At 67.0% G+C, this 15,750-nt stretch carries 17 protein-coding genes; 12 read left to right on the top strand and 5 right to left on the bottom strand.

What is annotated here, in order from left to right; genetic code table 11:
• Positions 1-3: 3 nt before the first annotated feature.
• The 3 genes from NI1_RS36175 to NI1_RS36165 form a co-directional block, all read right to left on the bottom strand.
• On the bottom strand, positions 4-774 hold the full coding sequence (locus NI1_RS36175; RefSeq protein ID WP_067830767.1) for an ABC transporter permease: 771 nt from the start codon (positions 772-774) through the stop codon (positions 4-6).
• Positions 771-1,721, bottom strand: coding sequence for an ATP-binding cassette domain-containing protein (locus NI1_RS36170; protein ID WP_067830766.1), 951 nt, complete (start codon positions 1,719-1,721; stop codon positions 771-773). Before NI1_RS36170 ends, NI1_RS36175 begins: the two co-directional genes overlap by 4 nt.
• Positions 1,722-1,831: 110 nt before the next feature.
• A complete protein-coding gene (locus NI1_RS36165; RefSeq protein WP_067830765.1) occupies positions 1,832-2,347 on the bottom strand; it encodes an EXLDI protein in 516 nt (171 codons plus the stop codon).
• Between the two features lie 131 nt (positions 2,348-2,478).
• Between NI1_RS36165 and NI1_RS36160 the strand changes: the two genes are divergently transcribed.
• Genes NI1_RS36160 through NI1_RS36145 form a run of 4 tightly spaced genes read left to right on the top strand, consistent with a single transcriptional unit; the run spans position 2,479 to position 7,064 of the window.
• The gene (locus NI1_RS36160) at positions 2,479-4,176 is read left to right on the top strand and encodes a thiamine pyrophosphate-binding protein (RefSeq protein ID WP_067830760.1); all 1,698 of its coding nucleotides are present in this window, start codon (positions 2,479-2,481) and stop codon (positions 4,174-4,176) included.
• A gap of 2 nt (positions 4,177-4,178) precedes the next feature.
• Positions 4,179-4,847, top strand: coding sequence for a hypothetical protein (locus tag NI1_RS36155; protein WP_067830756.1), 669 nt, complete (start codon positions 4,179-4,181; stop codon positions 4,845-4,847).
• A gap of 10 nt (positions 4,848-4,857) precedes the next feature.
• Complete coding sequence (locus NI1_RS36150; protein ID WP_067830749.1) at positions 4,858-5,898, top strand: 3-oxoacyl-ACP synthase III family protein; 1,041 nt, start codon at positions 4,858-4,860, stop codon at positions 5,896-5,898.
• The gene (locus NI1_RS36145; RefSeq protein ID WP_245663581.1) at positions 5,895-7,064 is read left to right on the top strand and encodes an aminotransferase class I/II-fold pyridoxal phosphate-dependent enzyme; all 1,170 of its coding nucleotides are present in this window, start codon (positions 5,895-5,897) and stop codon (positions 7,062-7,064) included. The genes NI1_RS36150 and NI1_RS36145 overlap by 4 nt, the downstream gene beginning before the upstream one ends.
• On the opposite strand, the gene NI1_RS36140 is transcribed toward NI1_RS36145, so the two are convergent.
• Positions 7,018-7,986, bottom strand: coding sequence for a bile acid:sodium symporter family protein (locus tag NI1_RS36140; RefSeq protein ID WP_067830748.1), 969 nt, complete (start codon positions 7,984-7,986; stop codon positions 7,018-7,020). The genes NI1_RS36145 and NI1_RS36140 overlap by 47 nt on opposite strands.
• A 98-nt stretch (positions 7,987-8,084) precedes the next feature.
• On the opposite strand from NI1_RS36140, the gene NI1_RS36135 reads away from it, so the two are divergent.
• The 7 genes from NI1_RS36135 to NI1_RS36105 all read left to right on the top strand — a co-directional run bounded on the left by NI1_RS36135 (position 8,085) and on the right by NI1_RS36105 (position 11,873).
• Entirely contained in the window at positions 8,085-9,032 is a 948-nt protein-coding gene (locus tag NI1_RS36135; protein WP_067830747.1) for a TIGR04222 domain-containing membrane protein, read from the top strand.
• A 23-nt stretch (positions 9,033-9,055) separates the two neighbouring features.
• Positions 9,056-9,958, top strand: coding sequence for an MbnB/TglH/ChrH family RiPP precursor modification enzyme (locus tag NI1_RS36130; protein WP_067830746.1), 903 nt, complete (start codon positions 9,056-9,058; stop codon positions 9,956-9,958).
• Positions 9,955-10,332 (top strand): SCO6045 C-terminal-like domain-containing protein, encoded by a 378-nt coding sequence (locus NI1_RS36125; protein ID WP_067830744.1) that lies wholly within the window; start codon positions 9,955-9,957, stop codon positions 10,330-10,332. Before NI1_RS36130 ends, NI1_RS36125 begins: the two co-directional genes overlap by 4 nt.
• 94 nt (positions 10,333-10,426) lie before the next feature.
• The gene (locus NI1_RS37640) at positions 10,427-10,723 is read left to right on the top strand and encodes a hypothetical protein (RefSeq protein WP_084524239.1); all 297 of its coding nucleotides are present in this window, start codon (positions 10,427-10,429) and stop codon (positions 10,721-10,723) included.
• Positions 10,724-10,827: 104 nt separating this feature from the next.
• Positions 10,828-11,112, top strand: coding sequence for a cupin domain-containing protein (locus tag NI1_RS36115; RefSeq protein ID WP_245663580.1), 285 nt, complete (start codon positions 10,828-10,830; stop codon positions 11,110-11,112).
• A 45-nt stretch (positions 11,113-11,157) separates the two neighbouring features.
• Positions 11,158-11,421 (top strand): hypothetical protein, encoded by a 264-nt coding sequence (locus NI1_RS36110; RefSeq protein WP_067830738.1) that lies wholly within the window; start codon positions 11,158-11,160, stop codon positions 11,419-11,421.
• 20 nt (positions 11,422-11,441) lie between these two features.
• Entirely contained in the window at positions 11,442-11,873 is a 432-nt protein-coding gene (locus NI1_RS36105) for a GNAT family N-acetyltransferase (RefSeq protein WP_067830736.1), read from the top strand.
• On the opposite strand, the gene NI1_RS36100 is transcribed toward NI1_RS36105, so the two are convergent.
• The gene (locus NI1_RS36100; RefSeq protein WP_067830733.1) at positions 11,870-12,277 is read right to left on the bottom strand and encodes an SdpI family protein; all 408 of its coding nucleotides are present in this window, start codon (positions 12,275-12,277) and stop codon (positions 11,870-11,872) included. The two genes, NI1_RS36105 and NI1_RS36100, sit on opposite strands and share 4 nt — an antisense overlap.
• A 171-nt stretch (positions 12,278-12,448) precedes the next feature.
• Here NI1_RS36100 and leuS point away from each other — a divergent pair, with 171 nt between their 5' ends.
• On the top strand, positions 12,449-15,319 hold the full coding sequence (leuS, locus tag NI1_RS36095; protein ID WP_067830730.1) for a leucine--tRNA ligase: 2,871 nt from the start codon (positions 12,449-12,451) through the stop codon (positions 15,317-15,319).
• Positions 15,320-15,750: the final 431 nt, after the last annotated feature.

The following is a 15,750-nucleotide window of genomic DNA, read 5'->3' as shown; positions in this document are numbered from 1 at the left end:
CCGTCAGTTGGTCTTGCGGCGGAAAACCGAAGTGGACCAGAAGTATCCGGCCGCCGCGATGGCCACGCACCAGCCGATGGCCAGGATCCCGTTGTGCCCGATCTCGCTGCCCATCAGCAGCCCGCGCACGGTTTCGGTGATGGGCGTGAAGGGCTGGTATTCGGCGAACTGCTTGACCCCGGCCGGCATGGTGTCGGTGGGCACCAGGCCACTGCCCAGGAACGGCAGCATGATGATCGGCATCGGCATATTGCTGGCGCTCTCCGGATTCTGCGCGACCATGCCGAACGCCGCGCCCAGCCAGTTCAGCGCGAAGATGACCAGGGCCATCAGCCCGAAGGCGGCCAGCCATTCCGCCACATTGGCGGAGGGCCGGAAGCCGACGGCCAGCGCCACCAGGGTCATGGCGGTCAGGCCCAGCAGGCCCTGGATCAGGCTCCCGACCACCTCGCCGGTCACCACCGCCGACTGCGCGATGTGCATGGTGCGGAACCGGTTGACGATGCCCTTGGTCATATCGGTGCAGACCGAAACCGCCACGCCCGCAACCATGTACGCGGGGATGATGAGCATCATGCCGGGCGTCAGGTAGTCGATGTACTTGCCGCCGGTCGCGCCCTTCAACGCGCCGCCGAACACATAGTTGAACAGCAGCAGCAACACGATGGGCATCACCACCAGGGCGAAGGTCATCGACGGATAGCGCTTGGCGTGCACCAGGTTCCGGCGCAGCATGGTCTTGGAATCGGCGTAGGTGGTGGTGAGGGTGCTCATCGCGAGGTCTCCTGCTCGGGCGCGCCGGTGAGGGCGAGGAATACGTCATCCAGGTCCGGGGTGTGCACGGACAGCCCCTCGGGTTCGACTCGCGCGGCGTCGAGGCGGTCGAGGACTTCCCGCACCGAGCGCACCCCGCCGTCGCTCGGAATGGCCAGCGTCAGATCGCCGTTGACCTGCGCGGCCTCGCCGAAGACCCGGGCCGCGGCATCGAGGCCGGTGCGATCGGCGAAGTCGAGTTTGATGTAGCCGCCCGGCACCATGCGCTTGAGCTGGTCGGCGGTGCCCTCGGCTACGATGCGGCCGCCGTGCAGCACGGCGATCCGGTCGGCGAGCTGGTCGGCCTCCTCCAGGTACTGGGTGGTGAGGAAGATGGTGACGCCGCCCGCGACCAGGTCGCGAATGATGTCCCACATGGCGCGGCGGCTGCGCGGATCCAGGCCGACGGTGGGTTCGTCGAGGAAGATGATGCGCGGCGAGCCGACCAGTGTCATGGCCAGGTCGAGGCGGCGGGTCATGCCGCCGGAGTAGCCGCTCGCCACCTTGTTCGCGGCCTCGACCAGATCGAACTTCTCCAGCAGATCCTCTGCGATGCGGCGGCTTTCGGCCCGTGGCAGATGATGCAGATCGCCCATCAGCAGCAGGTTCTCGCGGCCGGTGAGCAGTTCGTCGACGGCGGAGAACTGGCCGGTGACGCCGATCACCGAGCGCACCTCGTCGGCTTGGGTGACGGGATCGTATCCGCCGACGCCGATTTCGCCGCCGTCCGGCTTGGTCAGGGTCGAGAGGATCTGCACCGTGGTGGTTTTGCCCGCGCCGTTGGGGCCGAGCAGCGCGTAGACGCTGCCTTCGGCGACCTCGAAGTCGAGGCTTTCGAGGACGATGTGCTCGCCATAGGATTTATTGAGGCCGGTGACCGAGATGGCCGGGCCGTAACCGGGGTTCATGAGTGTCCCTCTCATAAATGGATATGCATTAATGCATGCCTCAGCTGAGCCGTGCCCACTGGCTTGTGGACAAAGCGAGGCTTGTTCAGTTGTGTTTCAACGACTTCGGGTCAGATATCGAGTTCTTCGATGCTGGGGTGCTCGGTGGCGTCCACCACGCGGGCATAGAGGCGATCGGGGATCTTGCCTTGCAGGTCCGCGACGTCGTCGAAGACCTGGAGGTCGAAATCGCCCCAATTCTGTTCGCCCACACCGAGGAAGCGACGCCACTGCCGCCAGTCCTTCAGGATGTTGGTGTCGGTCGGGAACTCCGACCAGTTGGAGTAGTGGCTGTGCACCGCGAACGCGCCTTTGCGTGTGCGGTACACCCGGATGTCCTCGATGCGCTCGTTGGTCACCTGGTGCCATTCGGCGAGCTGCGCGGCGGAGAACCGGACCTGCCGGACCCCGTCCTTGCCCACCTTCAGGACCACCTCTTCGTAGCCCTCGATGCGGCCCTCCTCGAGCTCGATGAAACGCCGCAGCGCCGTAACGATCGCGCCCGAAAGATTTCCCCCCACCAATTCCTGGGCGCGCTGAAACAGCTTCAGGTCATCATCGGATACGTAGATCGTCTTGTTCGGCATGACCTAACTATACGTAGACATATACGTAGACTGCAAGTGGGTAGCGGCTATTGAACCGCTGACCGCTCACATTCGTATCCCGGGTGAGCGAGTTCTCGGGATTTCGGCACCCGGCTCCGGAAGGGGCGCCCATGCACAACGGCACACGCGTCGTGGACCACCTGATCAAGGCGGTTTCGGCACTGGGCGTGCGGCATGTCTTCGGCGTGGACGGCGCGAACATCGAGGATCTCTACGATGCCGCCTTCGACCATCGGCAATTGGTGACGGCGGTGGTGGCGAAGCACGAGTTCTCGGCCGCCACCATGGCCGACGGGTATGCGCGATCCACCTCGGGGCTCGGGGTGGTGTGCGCGACCTCCGGTGGCGGGGCCGTGAACCTGGTCGCCGGGCTGGCCGAATCGTTCGCCTCCCGGGTGCCGGTGCTGGCGCTGATCGGGCAACCGCCGACGAACCTGGAGGGCAAGGGCGCCTTCCAGGATTCGAGCGGGCAGGCCGGCGCGTTCGATGCCGTGCGCTTGTTCTCGCCGATATCGCGGTACTGCGCACGCGTCGATTCCCCCGCCGACCTGCCCGTGCATCTGGATCGGGCGGTCCGGGCCGCATACGGCGGCGGTCCGGCGATGCTGCTGCTGCCCAAGGACATTCAGCAGGCCGATCTGGTCGCGCCGCCGTTCTCACCGCCGGGCCGCGAATACCGGCGCGACCTGGCCGCGCTGTGGCGGGTACTGGATGCCGTCCGCGCCGCGCGCAGCACCGGCAAGGTGGTCATCATCGCCGGCGATCAGGTCGCCCGGGACGATGCCCGCGCCGAACTGGCCCGGCTGGTCGGCGTACTGGAGGCGGCCGTCGCGGTGGCGCCCGACGCCAAAGACGTCTACCACCACGGTGATCCCGGGTTCTGCGGCATCTCCGGCAGCATGGGGCATCCCGAATTGGCGGATGCGCTGCGCGGCGCGGCACTGTGCTTGCTCGTGGGCACCCGGATGCCGGTGACGGCGCGGGCCGGGCTGGATGAGGCGCTCGGCGCGGTACCGCTGGCGAGCATCGGGGCCGAACCGCCGTACCTGACGGCCGCCCATGCGCACAGCACCGATCTGACTCGCACCTTGGACGAATTGAACAGTGAATTAGCCGGGGCCACAGTGCATTCCATCGCGCAGCCACCACGATTGCGGGCGGTGCGGGAACCGGTGCTGACTCCGATCGAAGTGCCCTACTCCGATGGTCCCGGACTGCGGTATCGCGATGTGGTGGACACCATCAATGCCGAATTACCCTCCGGTGCTGATGTTTTCGCCGATGCCGGGAATACCGGCGCGGCGGTCGTGCACCATCTGCGCCTGCCCCGCGACGGCCGCTTCACCGTCGCGCTGGGCATGGGCGGGATGGGCTACGCGTTCGGCGCGGGCATCGGTTCCGCGTTCGCCCGGCACCGGCGGCCGGACGGCGGCATCCGGCGCACCTTCGTGATCGCCGGGGACGGCGCGTTCTTCATGCACGGCATGGAGATTCACACCGCCCTCGAGCACCGCCTGCCGATCACCTTCGTGGTCTTCAACAACAACGCACACGCCATGTGCATAACTCGCGAACAGATCTATTACGGGGATCGCTACAGCTTCAACAGGTTCCAGCCCGCCCATCCCGGTGCGGGGATGGCCGCCATGTTCCCGGAGTTGTGCACCCACTCCCCCACCACCCTGCGTGAACTCGCCGCGGCGCTGCGGCACTGCATCGGCCGGCAGGGGCCGTCGTTCGTCTCGATCGACTGCGATCCCGACGAAGTCCCACCCTTCACCCCCTTCCTCTCGGTACCCAGGAGGTAATCGTGACCGCCAGCGCCCTGCCCGCACTCAGCGACATTCCCGAGGAGGTGCCCGGCCTGCTGCGCATCGAGAACTCCGACCGGGAGACCACCACCCCGATCATTCTGGACATGCTGCGGTCGGTGTACCCGCACGATCAGATCTTCGGCGATTACTGCCCGGTCCAGGGATATATCGACGCGCCGCCGCGCGAACTCTACGAATACCTCGCCGACACCAGGTCCCTGGAGGAGTGGACCTACAGCCTGCGCGGGTTCAAGGAGACCGACGAACCGGGCCTGTGGGTCTCCTACGACCGGCTGGGCGACGCCACCGGGATCTACACCGATATCTACACCCGCACGGTCGCCAACCCCGAGGCCATGACCGTGGATTACCACTGCGCCTGGGATCAGCGCGAGCACCTGTGGATGATCTACCTGCTGCGGGTGATCGACGCGCAGCTGGTGTTCGACAAGCCGGGTTCGGTGGTGCTGTGGACCAACTGCCGCCACCCGTTCTACGACAACAACCCCTATCCCCAGACCGCGCCGGAGGGTCGCAAAGTGTGGGTGGGGGACTTCTGGGAGATGTTCTCGGCCGGGCATCAGCTCGAACTCGACAATCTCAAGGCGATCGCCGAGTATCGCGCTTCGCACGGCCTGCCCATCACGCCCGCTTGGATGAAATGAGTTGTGCGCCATGGATTTCACCGACCCCACCCTGAGGACGCCGCCGGTCAGCCTGGTGGACGTAGCCGGCTATCTGCCCGGCGAACCGGTCGGCACCGAGTACTTCACCCAGTTCTCCCGCTCCGACCGGATGGCGAAGAACGTCATGTTCCGGGCGCCCAAGGGCCGCCATCATCGCGGCCGTGACGAGACGGCGGTGGACATGGTGGAGCGCGCGACCGCCGCACTGGTGGATCGGCATGGCGCGGAGGATATTTCGAAGATCGACGTGCTGCTCACCCACACCCAGCTGCCGGACAATCCGGTAATGGGGTGCGGGCCCGAGGTGGCGCGGCGGCTGAATATGAAGCCGCGCTGGGTATTCGATGTTCACAATGGCGGATGCGCGGCCTTCGTGCACATGATGTGGCTGGCGCGGATGATCCTCCAGACCACCGATGCTCGCACCGCGCTCATCGCCGCCACCCAGAACTGTGCGGGGCCGGTCTTCACCCAGCCGGATATCCGCAAGCTGGCGCAGGCGCCGGTGCCCGGGGACGGGTGCGGGGTCGGGTTGATCGTGAAGAACAACAGTGCACCCATTCTGGATATCGAATGCCGGACCTATCCGGAATTCGCCGGGGACATGGAGTTCAGCACCAACGGCGATCGCAAGTATTGGGAGCCGGGCGAGGGTCAGGGATGCGTCACCTTCACCGAATCCAAAGTGGCCAAGGTGTTCTCGCGCGGCAACCGACTCGTGCCGGAGGTGGCGCTGGAGGTGTGCAAGCGGATCGGGGTGAAGAGCCGCGATATCGACACCCTGGTCACCAATCAGCCCAATCGGCTCTTCCTGCGCAACTGGCACGATGCGCTGGAGCTGCCGGCCGAACGCCATCCCGACACCTTCGACCGGTGCGGAAACCTGTTCGCGGCGGGCATTCCCGTCACGCTGGACGCCGAGAACCAGGCGGGGCGGTTACGCAATGGCTCGGTGGTGCTGCTGTCGGCCTTCGCGCACGCGGGTGATTTCGCGGGGGCGGCGGCGGTGCGCTGGGGTGCGGCGCGATGAACGCGCACGAGGACTCGCTCCGGCCGGCGCCCCGGATGGCGGCGGTGCGCTGGCCGACCGGATTGCGCGCCACCGATCAGGCCGGGGAGCGCGACCGCACGGTGCGCTACGACCTGACCTTGAGCGAGAACCCTTTCCCGCCACTGCCTTCCGTGCGGGCGGCGCTGGTGGATTGCCTGCGGCAGGCCAATCGCTATCCGGAGTTCATTCCCCGGCAGCTGCCCCGGCTGATCGCCGATCACCTGGGCGTCGATGCCGACCAGGTGGTGGTCGGCTCCGGGGCGACCGGGGTGGCCATGCAGATCATGCAGACCCTGCCCGCGCCGGGTGGCTCGTTCGTCTATGCCACACCGACCTTCGACGGCTACCCGATCATGGCGGGGCAGCTCGGGTTGCGCTCGGTGCCGGTACCGCTGGATACCTCCGGCCGCCAGGATCTTTGGGCGATGGCGCGGGCGGTGAACGAACACACCGGGCTGGTGGCGGTGTGCCGCCCGCACAATCCCACCGGCACGGTGATCGCGCCCAGCGAACTCAAGGCATTCCTGTGCGCCATTCCCGCGCGGGTGCCGGTGATCCTGGACGAGGCGTACGTCGAATTCCTGGGCGCCGCCGATGTACTGGACGTCGTCGAACTGGTGCGCCGGCACCCGAATGTGCTGGTACTGCGCACCTTCTCCAAAGCGTACGGCTTGGCCGGGCTGCGTATCGGCTACGCGTTCGGGTCCCCCGAACTGGTGGCGCGCGTGCGTCGGCTGCAACTGCCGTTCGGGATGCCCGATACCGCGGTGGCGGCGGTGCGAGCCTCCTATGCCGCGCAGGCCGAACTGGGCGAGCGGGTGCTGTGCATCACCACCGAACGCGAGCTGCTGCGCACCTCGCTGCGGCGCACCGGGATCCGGGTGCCGCGCAGTAGCGCGAACTTTCTGTACCTGCCCGGACCCGATATCGGCGCGGCGCTGGCACTCTCCGGGATCGCGGCCAAACGGTATCCGGACGGCAGCGCCCGTATCGCGGTCGGTGATCCCGGCGCGGATCGAGCGGTGCTGCACGCCTTGGCATCTCGCTCCGCGCCCGGGCTGCGACCGCTGCGGCACGAGGACAGCCGGGTGCTCTCGGCTACGGTGCGGTCCGAGCCCAGCGCTGTGCGAGGGCAGCGCAGGTGATCAGCTGAATCTGATGGAACATCATGAGCGGCAGCACGATCAGGCCCACGGGCGCACCCGCGAACAGCACGGTGGCCATCGGCAGGCCGGTGGCCAGGCTCTTCTTGGAACCGCAGAACACCACCACGATGCGGTCCGCGCGATCGAAATGCTCACCGCGCCCGATCAGCATGGTCGCGGCCAGCACCAGCGCCAGCATCACCATGCACACCACTGCCAGCGCCAGAATCCGCCACGGCGACAGCGCATGCCAGATGCCCTCCACCATGCCCGCACTGAACGCGCTGTAGACCACCAGCAGGATGGAACCGCGATCCACCAGCTTGGTGGGCTCGGCATGGCGTTTCAGCCAGCCGATCACCTTGGGCCGGATGAGCTGCCCCAGGAAGAACGGCACCAGCAGTTGCAGCACGATATCGACGATCGCCGACGGATCCACCCGCGCCTGACCGGTGGTGTTCATCAACAGGATGACCAGGGCCGGAGTCAGGAAGACGCCCAGCAGATTCGACACCGTGGCGCTCACGATCGCGCCCGCCACATTGCCTTTGGCGATGGAGGTGAAGGCGATCGAGGACTGCACCGTGGACGGCACCAGGCACAGGAACAGCAAGCCCGTGTACAGGTCCGCGGTCAGGATGTGCGGCACCAGCACCCTTGCGGCCAGGCCGATCAGCGGAAACAGCACGAACGTGCAGGCCAGCACGGTCACGTGCAATCGCCAGTGCTTGAGCCCGGCGAGAGCCTCCTGCGGGGACAGCCGGGTGCCGTACAGCAGGAACAGCAAGGCGATGGCAATCTTCGTCAGCCAGCTCACCACCTCGGCGGCATCGCCCCGGGCCGGGAACACACTGGCCACGGCGACGACGGCGAGGATCGACAGAATGAATCCGTCGATGTAGAACTTGCTGAGAAATCGCACCGAATCACACTAATCACCCGAAAAATTCATTAACGCCCCGCCCGGACCGCCGCGATACTGGGGGTGATCGACAGTTCTACGACTCCCAAGGGGGAGCCATGGTCAATGGGACCTACCTCGCCGCGGCATACGGCCCGGCAGCCGCCTCCGATACCTGGGGGATCTCCGGCCCGACCTTTCTGGGCCTCTACGCCCTGCTCGCACTGGCCGCCGCGGTCTACGGATTCGCCCAGCGCACCAGGATCATTCGCGGCGACGACGGCAAGCGGCCGGGGGTGCCGCTCTCACCCGTCGAGACCGCGATGCTCTTCGACGACCGGCGGCCGGTGCTCGCCGGACTCGCGCAGTTGCGCGGGCACGGGCACATCGACTCCACCGCCACCCCGACCCTGGTGCCCAGCCAGAACCAACGGCAGGCGCTGGAACCGTTCTCCCTGAGCCTGCTCGACCAGCTGCGCAGCACCGAGCGGCGGCGCGTGCTGTCGCTGCACACGGCGATGAAGTCCCAGCTCGAGCGTATGCAGGTCACGCTCGCGGATCTCGGTTACCTGATCGGCCCGGAACAGCGCACCGCCCTGTTCCTGGCGGCGCTGCCCCTGGACGCGGTGCTGGTGCTCGGCATCGTGCGCGTCATCGCCGGAATCTCCAACGATCACCCCGTCGGCTATCTCATCCTGATCATGATTCCGGTGCTGGTCTGCGCGGGCCTGATCATGCGACCCGCGCGGCTCACCCGGCGCGGCCGCCGCGTCCGCGATGAAACCCTGCGCCGCAACAGCCATCTGCGGCCCGGCAACTCCCCCGCCTACTCCGCGTACGGTGCCGACAGCGCCGCGCTGGCCGCCGCCCTGTTCGGAGCCGGCGTGCTGTGGTCGCTCGACCCCGGTTTGGCCGACGCCACCGGAACTTTCGCGGCCTCGGGCAGCGGCGGCGGGTACAGCGGCAGCAGCTGCTCCAGTGGCGACAGCGGCAGCAGTGGTGACAGCGGCGGCAGCAGCTGTGGCAGCAGTTGCGGAGGCGGCTGCGGCGGCGGGTGCGGCGGATGACAGCGAACCCGCCCGCAACCCATATGGCAGTGGGCATACGACCGGACGAGTCGCGCGCGCAGGCCGCGGCACCGCTGCCCTCCGGCGCGCTGGGCATCGGCTGGCGGCGGGAGATCTGCGGCATCATCGCCGAATTCGAGGGGATCGGGTTCTGCGAGGTGATCGCGGAGACCCTGCCCCCGGGGGCCAGGGATGGGGCCGTGGCGGTGCCGGAGGAACTCGCGGCCTTGATCACGCGCGGCATACCAGCTGTGCCGCATGGGATTTCACTCTCATTGGGCGGCGCGGAGGCAGTGGACGAGCGCCGGGTACGGCATCTATCGGAATGCGCGCGAGCCGTCGGCGCGCCACTGGTCAGCGAGCACATCGCGTTCGTACGCGCGGGCGGTCTGGAAGCCGGGCACCTACTGCCGGTACCCCGCACCCGGGAAGCGCTGGACGCCCTGTCGCGCAACATCTCTCGCACCCAGGCCGAGCTGGAGGTACCGCTGGCCGTGGAGAACATCGCGACCCTGTTCGATTGGCCGGACGCTGAATACACCGAGGCCGAATTCCTGAGCGAACTGATCGAGCGCACCGGCGTGTACCTGCTGCTGGATATCGCGAATGTGTATGCCAATGCCCGCAATCGAGACCTCGACCCGCTCGCCGAACTGTTGCGGTTGCCCACCGAACGGCTCGCCTACTGCCATGTGGCGGGCGGGCGGGAGACCGGCGGGCGCTATCACGACACCCACGTGCACGCCGTACCCCACGAAGTGCTCGACCTGGTGGCAGCATTCACCGCCGATCGAGATGTGCCCCTGATGCTGGAACGCGACGGGAACTATCCGCCCGCGCGTGAACTGTTCGACGAGCTGAACGCGATCGCCGCCGCGGCAGGACGCGCGCCGATCCGCCTCCGCCCCGAAAGCCTTGCGGTATGAGCGATCCCGAGCCCGGTTCACCCGCCCCGCAGCAGACCGCACTGCCCCACGCGCCCGAACCCGTGCCGCTCGCCGAACAGCAGGCCGCACTGGTGCGCGCGCTCGTCGGCGGGGGCGAGTTACCTCCCGGATTCGATGCGGCCGATGTAGCCGCCACTGCACATGCCCTGCTGCACAAGCGAACCGACGAGGTGGCACGGCGGTTTCCGATGCTCGCTCATCGATGCGGCCCGGATTTCACCGCGCGCTATATGGAATGGGCGCGGACCCGGCCCAAAACCTCCACGGTCGAGGATGCGGTGGCCTTCGCCGCCGACCACGGGCTGCCGGATCCGCGTCCCCGTCGCGGCTGGCGCGCACGCTTCCGCCGCTGACCGTGCCGCACCGGCGATCGACGACAGATGCGTGAGTGCTAATGTCGGCATGAGTTTGCTAGCAAGCCCTGACCAGTCTCGGAAAGGACGCTTCATGGCAGGACAACATGCCGCTCACACCGGTCATGATCATGTACACGGACCCAGTTGCGGGCACGTAGCCATACCGCACGACGAGCACATCGACTATGTGCACGACGGGCATATTCATCGCGCGCACGACGAGCATTTCGACGAATGCGAACCGGCGGAGCATGTCACGCACGCCGATCACGATCACCAGCACGGCCCGAGCTGCGGCCATGTGGCGGTGCCGCACGGTGATCATGTGGACTACATCCATGACGGACATCGGCACGCCGCACATGACGGGCACTACGACGATCACTGATCGTGAACGGTGATCCGAAGCGCGGGTTCCGTGCCAACCCGGCGCCCGCGTTTCGTACCGCCAGCCGCGTTCTGTTCCGATTCACCTGTGCCGGAAGAGAATTCGTGCTGCGGCAGACAGTGCTCGCGCCGGGTGGATACACCGGCTGGCATTATCACGACGGCACACTGTTCGTGCTGCTCACGGGCGGCCCGCTGGATCATCCCGGCACCGATTGCGTACCGGTGCGGAAGCGGCCGTGGCGGATCTTCCGGGAACCCGCCGGGCCCGAGCACGCACACATCGCACGCAACAGCGGCAACCAGCCCGTGCAGCTGACGGTCCTCTACGTCAATCCCCCGGGCAGTCCGCTGGCGCAAGGGATCGAACCGCCACCGTGCGCGCTCTGAACCCTTCTGGTGAATCCTTCGACGGAATCCGCGTCTCTTCTACAGATGACGAACCGTTCACCTGCCGACCACAGCACCACCGGAGTTGCGCTGCGTCGCCGGCAGTTTCGAGGCGCGCTCGGCTTCGGCGCGCTACTGGGAGCTTTCGTGCTGACGCCGATCCTCGGCCCGGCGCCCATGCTGCTCGCACCGATCGGCCTGATCGCCCTGCGCGGTTGCCCGACCTGCTGGATTGCCAACTTGCGTGCGGCGATGGCGGAAACTCCCCGAGTGCGCCCGAAATCGGCGCTGAGCTCCCGCAGCGACTGAACCGCTGGCATGCTGGGCTCATGATCGAGGTCGTTACTGTTGCTACCGAGCAGGAGTTGAAGGACGCGTACGCGGTCCGCATCAAGGTGTTCGTGGATGAGCAGGGCGTCCCACCGGAATTGGAGCTCGACGAGCTGGACGAGGTGGCCGATCACTTCCTGGGGCGGATCGACGGCGCGCCGATGGGGGCGGGGCGCATGCTCGTTCGCGATGACGTCGCGCTGCTCGGGCGGCTGGCCGTATTGAAGGAGACGCGCGGTACCGGACTCGGTGTCGCGCTGGTCCGGGCGATCGAGGAACGGGCCCGGGAACGCGGGCTCGCCGCTGTCGAACTGCACTCCCAGACCCACGCCCGAGGTTTCTACGAACGACTCGGGTACGAGGCGTACGGCGAAATCGAGATGGACGCGGGCATCCCGCACATCTGGATGCGCCGGGAGCTGCGGAACTAGCTCGCGGTCTCGCAGGCGTCGCGCAGTGAGCACGCGCCACACGCGCTGCCACAGCCACCGGTGGCCGGGGCGGGCATCTGGGTATCGAGCGCCTTCTCGGCGGCGGCGGCACCCGCGCCCATGGTGAACACGGCGATCACAACGGCGACAACCGGCACGACGATGCTCGCGACGCCACCACCGACCAGAACAACACCACCGGCGGCGGCCAGCAGCAGACCCGCGATCAGCGAGGTCGGACCGGCCACTTTGTTGGCGAGCTTGAAGGTCTCCTCGCTGCGCACCGCGTTCTCCGAGTGCACCCCGAAGAATCGGTTCGGCGGGAGCGTGCCCGTTGTTCCGAGCACGCCGGTGACCACGGCCACAGCCGCGAGGACGAAGAGAAGCAGCGCTACCACGAACACTCGATCGAGGCTACTCCAGCGGGATCCGGCGACCGTCACCGATGCGCCGTCGAATGGGACACACGGGTGGGTGTCGCGCGAGGTACGACCCTTTTTGGGTGTGGGGGTACGCACGCTTTACCCTGGTGAGCGACCTTATCGGGGATCGGCTAGGCAAAAGAAGGCAGGACCGTGCAGGACTCCCAGGCAACCGGAAATCCCACCGCCGCGGCGGCGGGAGCGACTGACGTTCCCGCACACCGCTATAACGCTGATCTCGCGGGCCGCGTGGAACAGAAGTGGCAGCGGAACTGGCAGGAACGCGGCACCTTCTTCGCGCCCAACCCGGTCGGCCCGCTGGCCGGCGACACCCCGGCCGACAAGCTGTTCGTGCAGGACATGTTCCCGTATCCGTCGGGCGCGGGCCTGCATGTCGGCCACCCGCTGGGCTACATCGCCACCGATGTGTTCGCCCGCTACCACCGCATGCGCGGCCGGAATGTGCTGCACGCGCTGGGCTACGACGCCTTCGGCCTGCCCGCCGAGCAGTACGCGGTGCAGACCGGTGCGCACCCGCGCGACACCACCATGTCGAATATCGCCACCATGCAGCGGCAGCTGGACCGGCTGGGCCTGGGGCACGATCGGCGGCGTTCGTTCGCGACCACCGATCCCGAGTACTACAAGTGGACGCAGTGGATCTTCCTGCGCATCTTCAACGCCTGGTTCGACGAGGGCCGGGGCAAGGCGCGGCCGATCGCCGAGCTGATCGCCGAGTTCGAGTCGGGTAAGCGTGCGCCCGCCGACAGCCGGCCCTGGAGCGAGCTGTCCCGGACCGAGCGCAATGCGCTGATCGACTCGTATCGCCTGGTCTACCAGACCGATTCGATGGTCAACTGGTGCCCGGGCCTGGGCACCGTGCTGTCCAACGAGGAGGTCACCGCCGAGGGTCGTTCCGAGCGCGGCAACTTCCCGGTGTTCCGTAAGCGCCTGTGGCAGTGGATGATGCGCATCACCGCCTACTCCGATCGCCTGGTCGACGACCTGGACGAGCTGGACTGGCCGGAGAACGTGAAGTCCATGCAGCGCAACTGGATCGGGCGCTCGCGGGGTGCGCAGGTCAAGTTCGAATCCGGCGCCGAGGTCATCGAGGTGTTCACCACTCGTCCGGACACGCTGTTCGGTGCGACCTACGTGGTGCTGGCGCCCGAGCACGAGCTGGTGGACCGGCTGGTCACGGGCGTGTACCCGGCGGGCGTGGATCCGCGCTGGACCTTCGGGGCCGACACTCCGGCGGAAGCGGTTGCGGCGTACCGCAAGTCGATCGCGGCCAAGTCGGATCTGGAGCGCCAGGAGAACAAGGAGAAGACCGGCGTCTTCACCGGCGCGTACGCCATCAACCCGGTGAACGGGGCGAGTGTGCCGGTGTTCATCGCCGACTACGTGCTGAGCGGCTACGGCACCGGCGCGATCATGGCGGTGCCGGGGCACGATCAGCGCGACTGGGAATTCGCCACCGCGTTCGGCCTGCCCATCACGGAAGTCATTGCGGGCGGCGATATCTCGGATTCCGCCTACACCGGCGACGGCGCACTGGTGAACTCCGGCTTCCTGGACGGCATGGATGTCGAGACCGCCAAGGCCGAGATCATCGGCAAGCTGGAGGCGGACGGCCACGGGGTCGGCAAGGTGCAGTACAAGCTGCGCGACTGGCTGTTCGCACGGCAGCGCTACTGGGGCGAGCCCTTCCCGATCGTCTACGACGAGGACGGCGCCCCGCACGCGCTGCCGGAATCCATGCTGCCGGTGGAGTTGCCGGAGATCGAGGACTTCGCGCCGGTCACCTTCGACCCGGACGACGCGAACTCCGAGCCGTCGCCGCCGCTGGCCAAGGCCACCGACTGGGTGAACGTGACGCTGGACCTGGGCGACGGGCCCAAGCAGTACCGCCGCGACACCAATGTCATGCCCAACTGGGCGGGCAGCTCCTGGTACCAGCTGCGCTACGCGGATCCGACGAACACCGAGGCGTTCTGCGATCCGAAGAACGAGGAGTACTGGCTGGGTCCGCGCACCGCCGAGCACGGCCCGAAGGACCCGGGCGGCGTCGACCTGTACGTGGGCGGTGTCGAACACGCGGTACTGCACCTGCTGTACGCCCGCTTCTGGCAGAAGGTCCTGTTCGATCTGGGTGACGTCAGCGGCTACGAGCCCTACCGTCGCCTGTTCAACCAGGGCTACATCCAGGCGTACGCCTACACCGACGAGCGGGGCGCCTACGTGCCGGCCGCCGAGATCGTGGAGCGGGACGGAAAGTTCTTCTGGACCGACACTTCCGGCGTGGAGATCGAGGTCTTCCAGGAGTACGGCAAGATCGGCAAGTCGCTGAAGAACGCCATCTCCCCCGACGAGATGTGCGACCTGTACGGCGCCGACACCTTCCGCTTCTACGAGATGTCGATGGGCCCGCTGGACACCTCCCGCCCCTGGGCGACAAAGGATGTCGTAGGCGCACACCGCTTCTTGCAGCGTGTCTGGCGTCTGGTGGTGGACGAGGAGACCGGCAAGGTCAAGGCCACCGATGCCGAGCCGTCACCCGAAACCCTGCGCCTGGTCCACAAGACCATCGCGGGTGTCGATGACGACCTGGCCAACCTGCGCGACAACACCGCGGGCGCCAAGCTGATCGAGCTGACCAACCATCTGACCAAGAACTACCCGCAGGGCGCCCCCCGCTCGGTAGTAGAACCCCTGGTCCTGATGCTGGCCCCCCTGTCCCCCCACATCGCCGAGGAACTGTGGGAACGCCTGGGCCACACGGCTTCCCTGGCCCACGGCCCTTTCCCGATCGCGGATCCGGCGCTGCTGGTGGCGGATTCGGTGGAGTATCCGATCCAGGTCAACGGCAAGGTCCGCGCCCGCATCAGCGTCCCCGCCGACGCTGATCAGGCCGCGGTCCAAGCCGCCGCTCTGGCTGACGAGAAGGTCGCCGAGCTGCTGGGCGGCAAGGAACCGCGCAAGATCATCGTGGTGCCCGGGCGTCTGGTGAACATCGTCGCCTGATCTCGCTTGTCTTGTTCGGCCCCGGCATCATGTGTGCCGGGGCCGAATTCGTTTCGGTGGCATTGTGTTCGGGCCGCCTATGGCGGAAACGAAATAGTGTGGCCACTTCGTGTGCCGTCCCCGACGTTGGTCCCCCCGCCGTCTGCCGTTACCTCGCCTTCCGGCGTCGTTCCGGCCGTTGTCACCTTCTCGAGCGGAAAAACCAAGAGCAAGAAACAGACTCATCGGTCAGTGGGAAATGGTTGCGGGGTTGCACGGCGTGTCGCCGCAACCAGTTCCCACTGACCACACGGTCTCCTTTAAGGCACCCGAAATGTGCTGATTCTTCCCGCTCGAAAGGCGACAACGGCCCCGCCGACGCTGGAAGGCGAGGTAACGGCAGACGGCGGGGGGACCACAGTCGGGGACGGCACACGAAGTGGCCACACTAA

This window comes from Nocardia inohanensis NBRC 100128, assembly GCF_001612945.1.
Lineage (GTDB): Bacteria > Actinomycetota > Actinomycetes > Mycobacteriales > Mycobacteriaceae > Nocardia > Nocardia inohanensis.
This window is presented reverse-complemented; position numbering and strand designations above follow the sequence as displayed.

Bases quoted from the DNA above. Each gene is read 5' to 3' on its own strand.
- NI1_RS36125 (WP_067830744.1), top strand. From the start codon at position 9,955: ATGAGCGATCCCGAGCCCGGTTCACCCGCCCCGCAGCAGACCGCACTG.
- NI1_RS36150 (WP_067830749.1), top strand. From the start codon at position 4,858: ATGGATTTCACCGACCCCACCCTGAGGACGCCGCCGGTCAGCCTGGTG.
- NI1_RS36110 (WP_067830738.1), top strand. From the start codon at position 11,158: ATGACGAACCGTTCACCTGCCGACCACAGCACCACCGGAGTTGCGCTG.
- NI1_RS37640 (WP_084524239.1), top strand. From the start codon at position 10,427: ATGGCAGGACAACATGCCGCTCACACCGGTCATGATCATGTACACGGA.
- NI1_RS36135 (WP_067830747.1), top strand. From the start codon at position 8,085: ATGGTCAATGGGACCTACCTCGCCGCGGCATACGGCCCGGCAGCCGCC.
- NI1_RS36130 (WP_067830746.1), top strand. From the start codon at position 9,056: ATGGCAGTGGGCATACGACCGGACGAGTCGCGCGCGCAGGCCGCGGCA.
- NI1_RS36165 (WP_067830765.1), bottom strand. From the start codon at position 2,347: ATGCCGAACAAGACGATCTACGTATCCGATGATGACCTGAAGCTGTTT.
- NI1_RS36175 (WP_067830767.1), bottom strand. From the start codon at position 774: ATGAGCACCCTCACCACCACCTACGCCGATTCCAAGACCATGCTGCGC.
- NI1_RS36170 (WP_067830766.1), bottom strand. From the start codon at position 1,721: ATGAACCCCGGTTACGGCCCGGCCATCTCGGTCACCGGCCTCAATAAA.
- NI1_RS36105 (WP_067830736.1), top strand. From the start codon at position 11,442: ATGATCGAGGTCGTTACTGTTGCTACCGAGCAGGAGTTGAAGGACGCG.
- NI1_RS36160 (WP_067830760.1), top strand. From the start codon at position 2,479: ATGCACAACGGCACACGCGTCGTGGACCACCTGATCAAGGCGGTTTCG.
- NI1_RS36145 (WP_245663581.1), top strand. From the start codon at position 5,895: ATGAACGCGCACGAGGACTCGCTCCGGCCGGCGCCCCGGATGGCGGCG.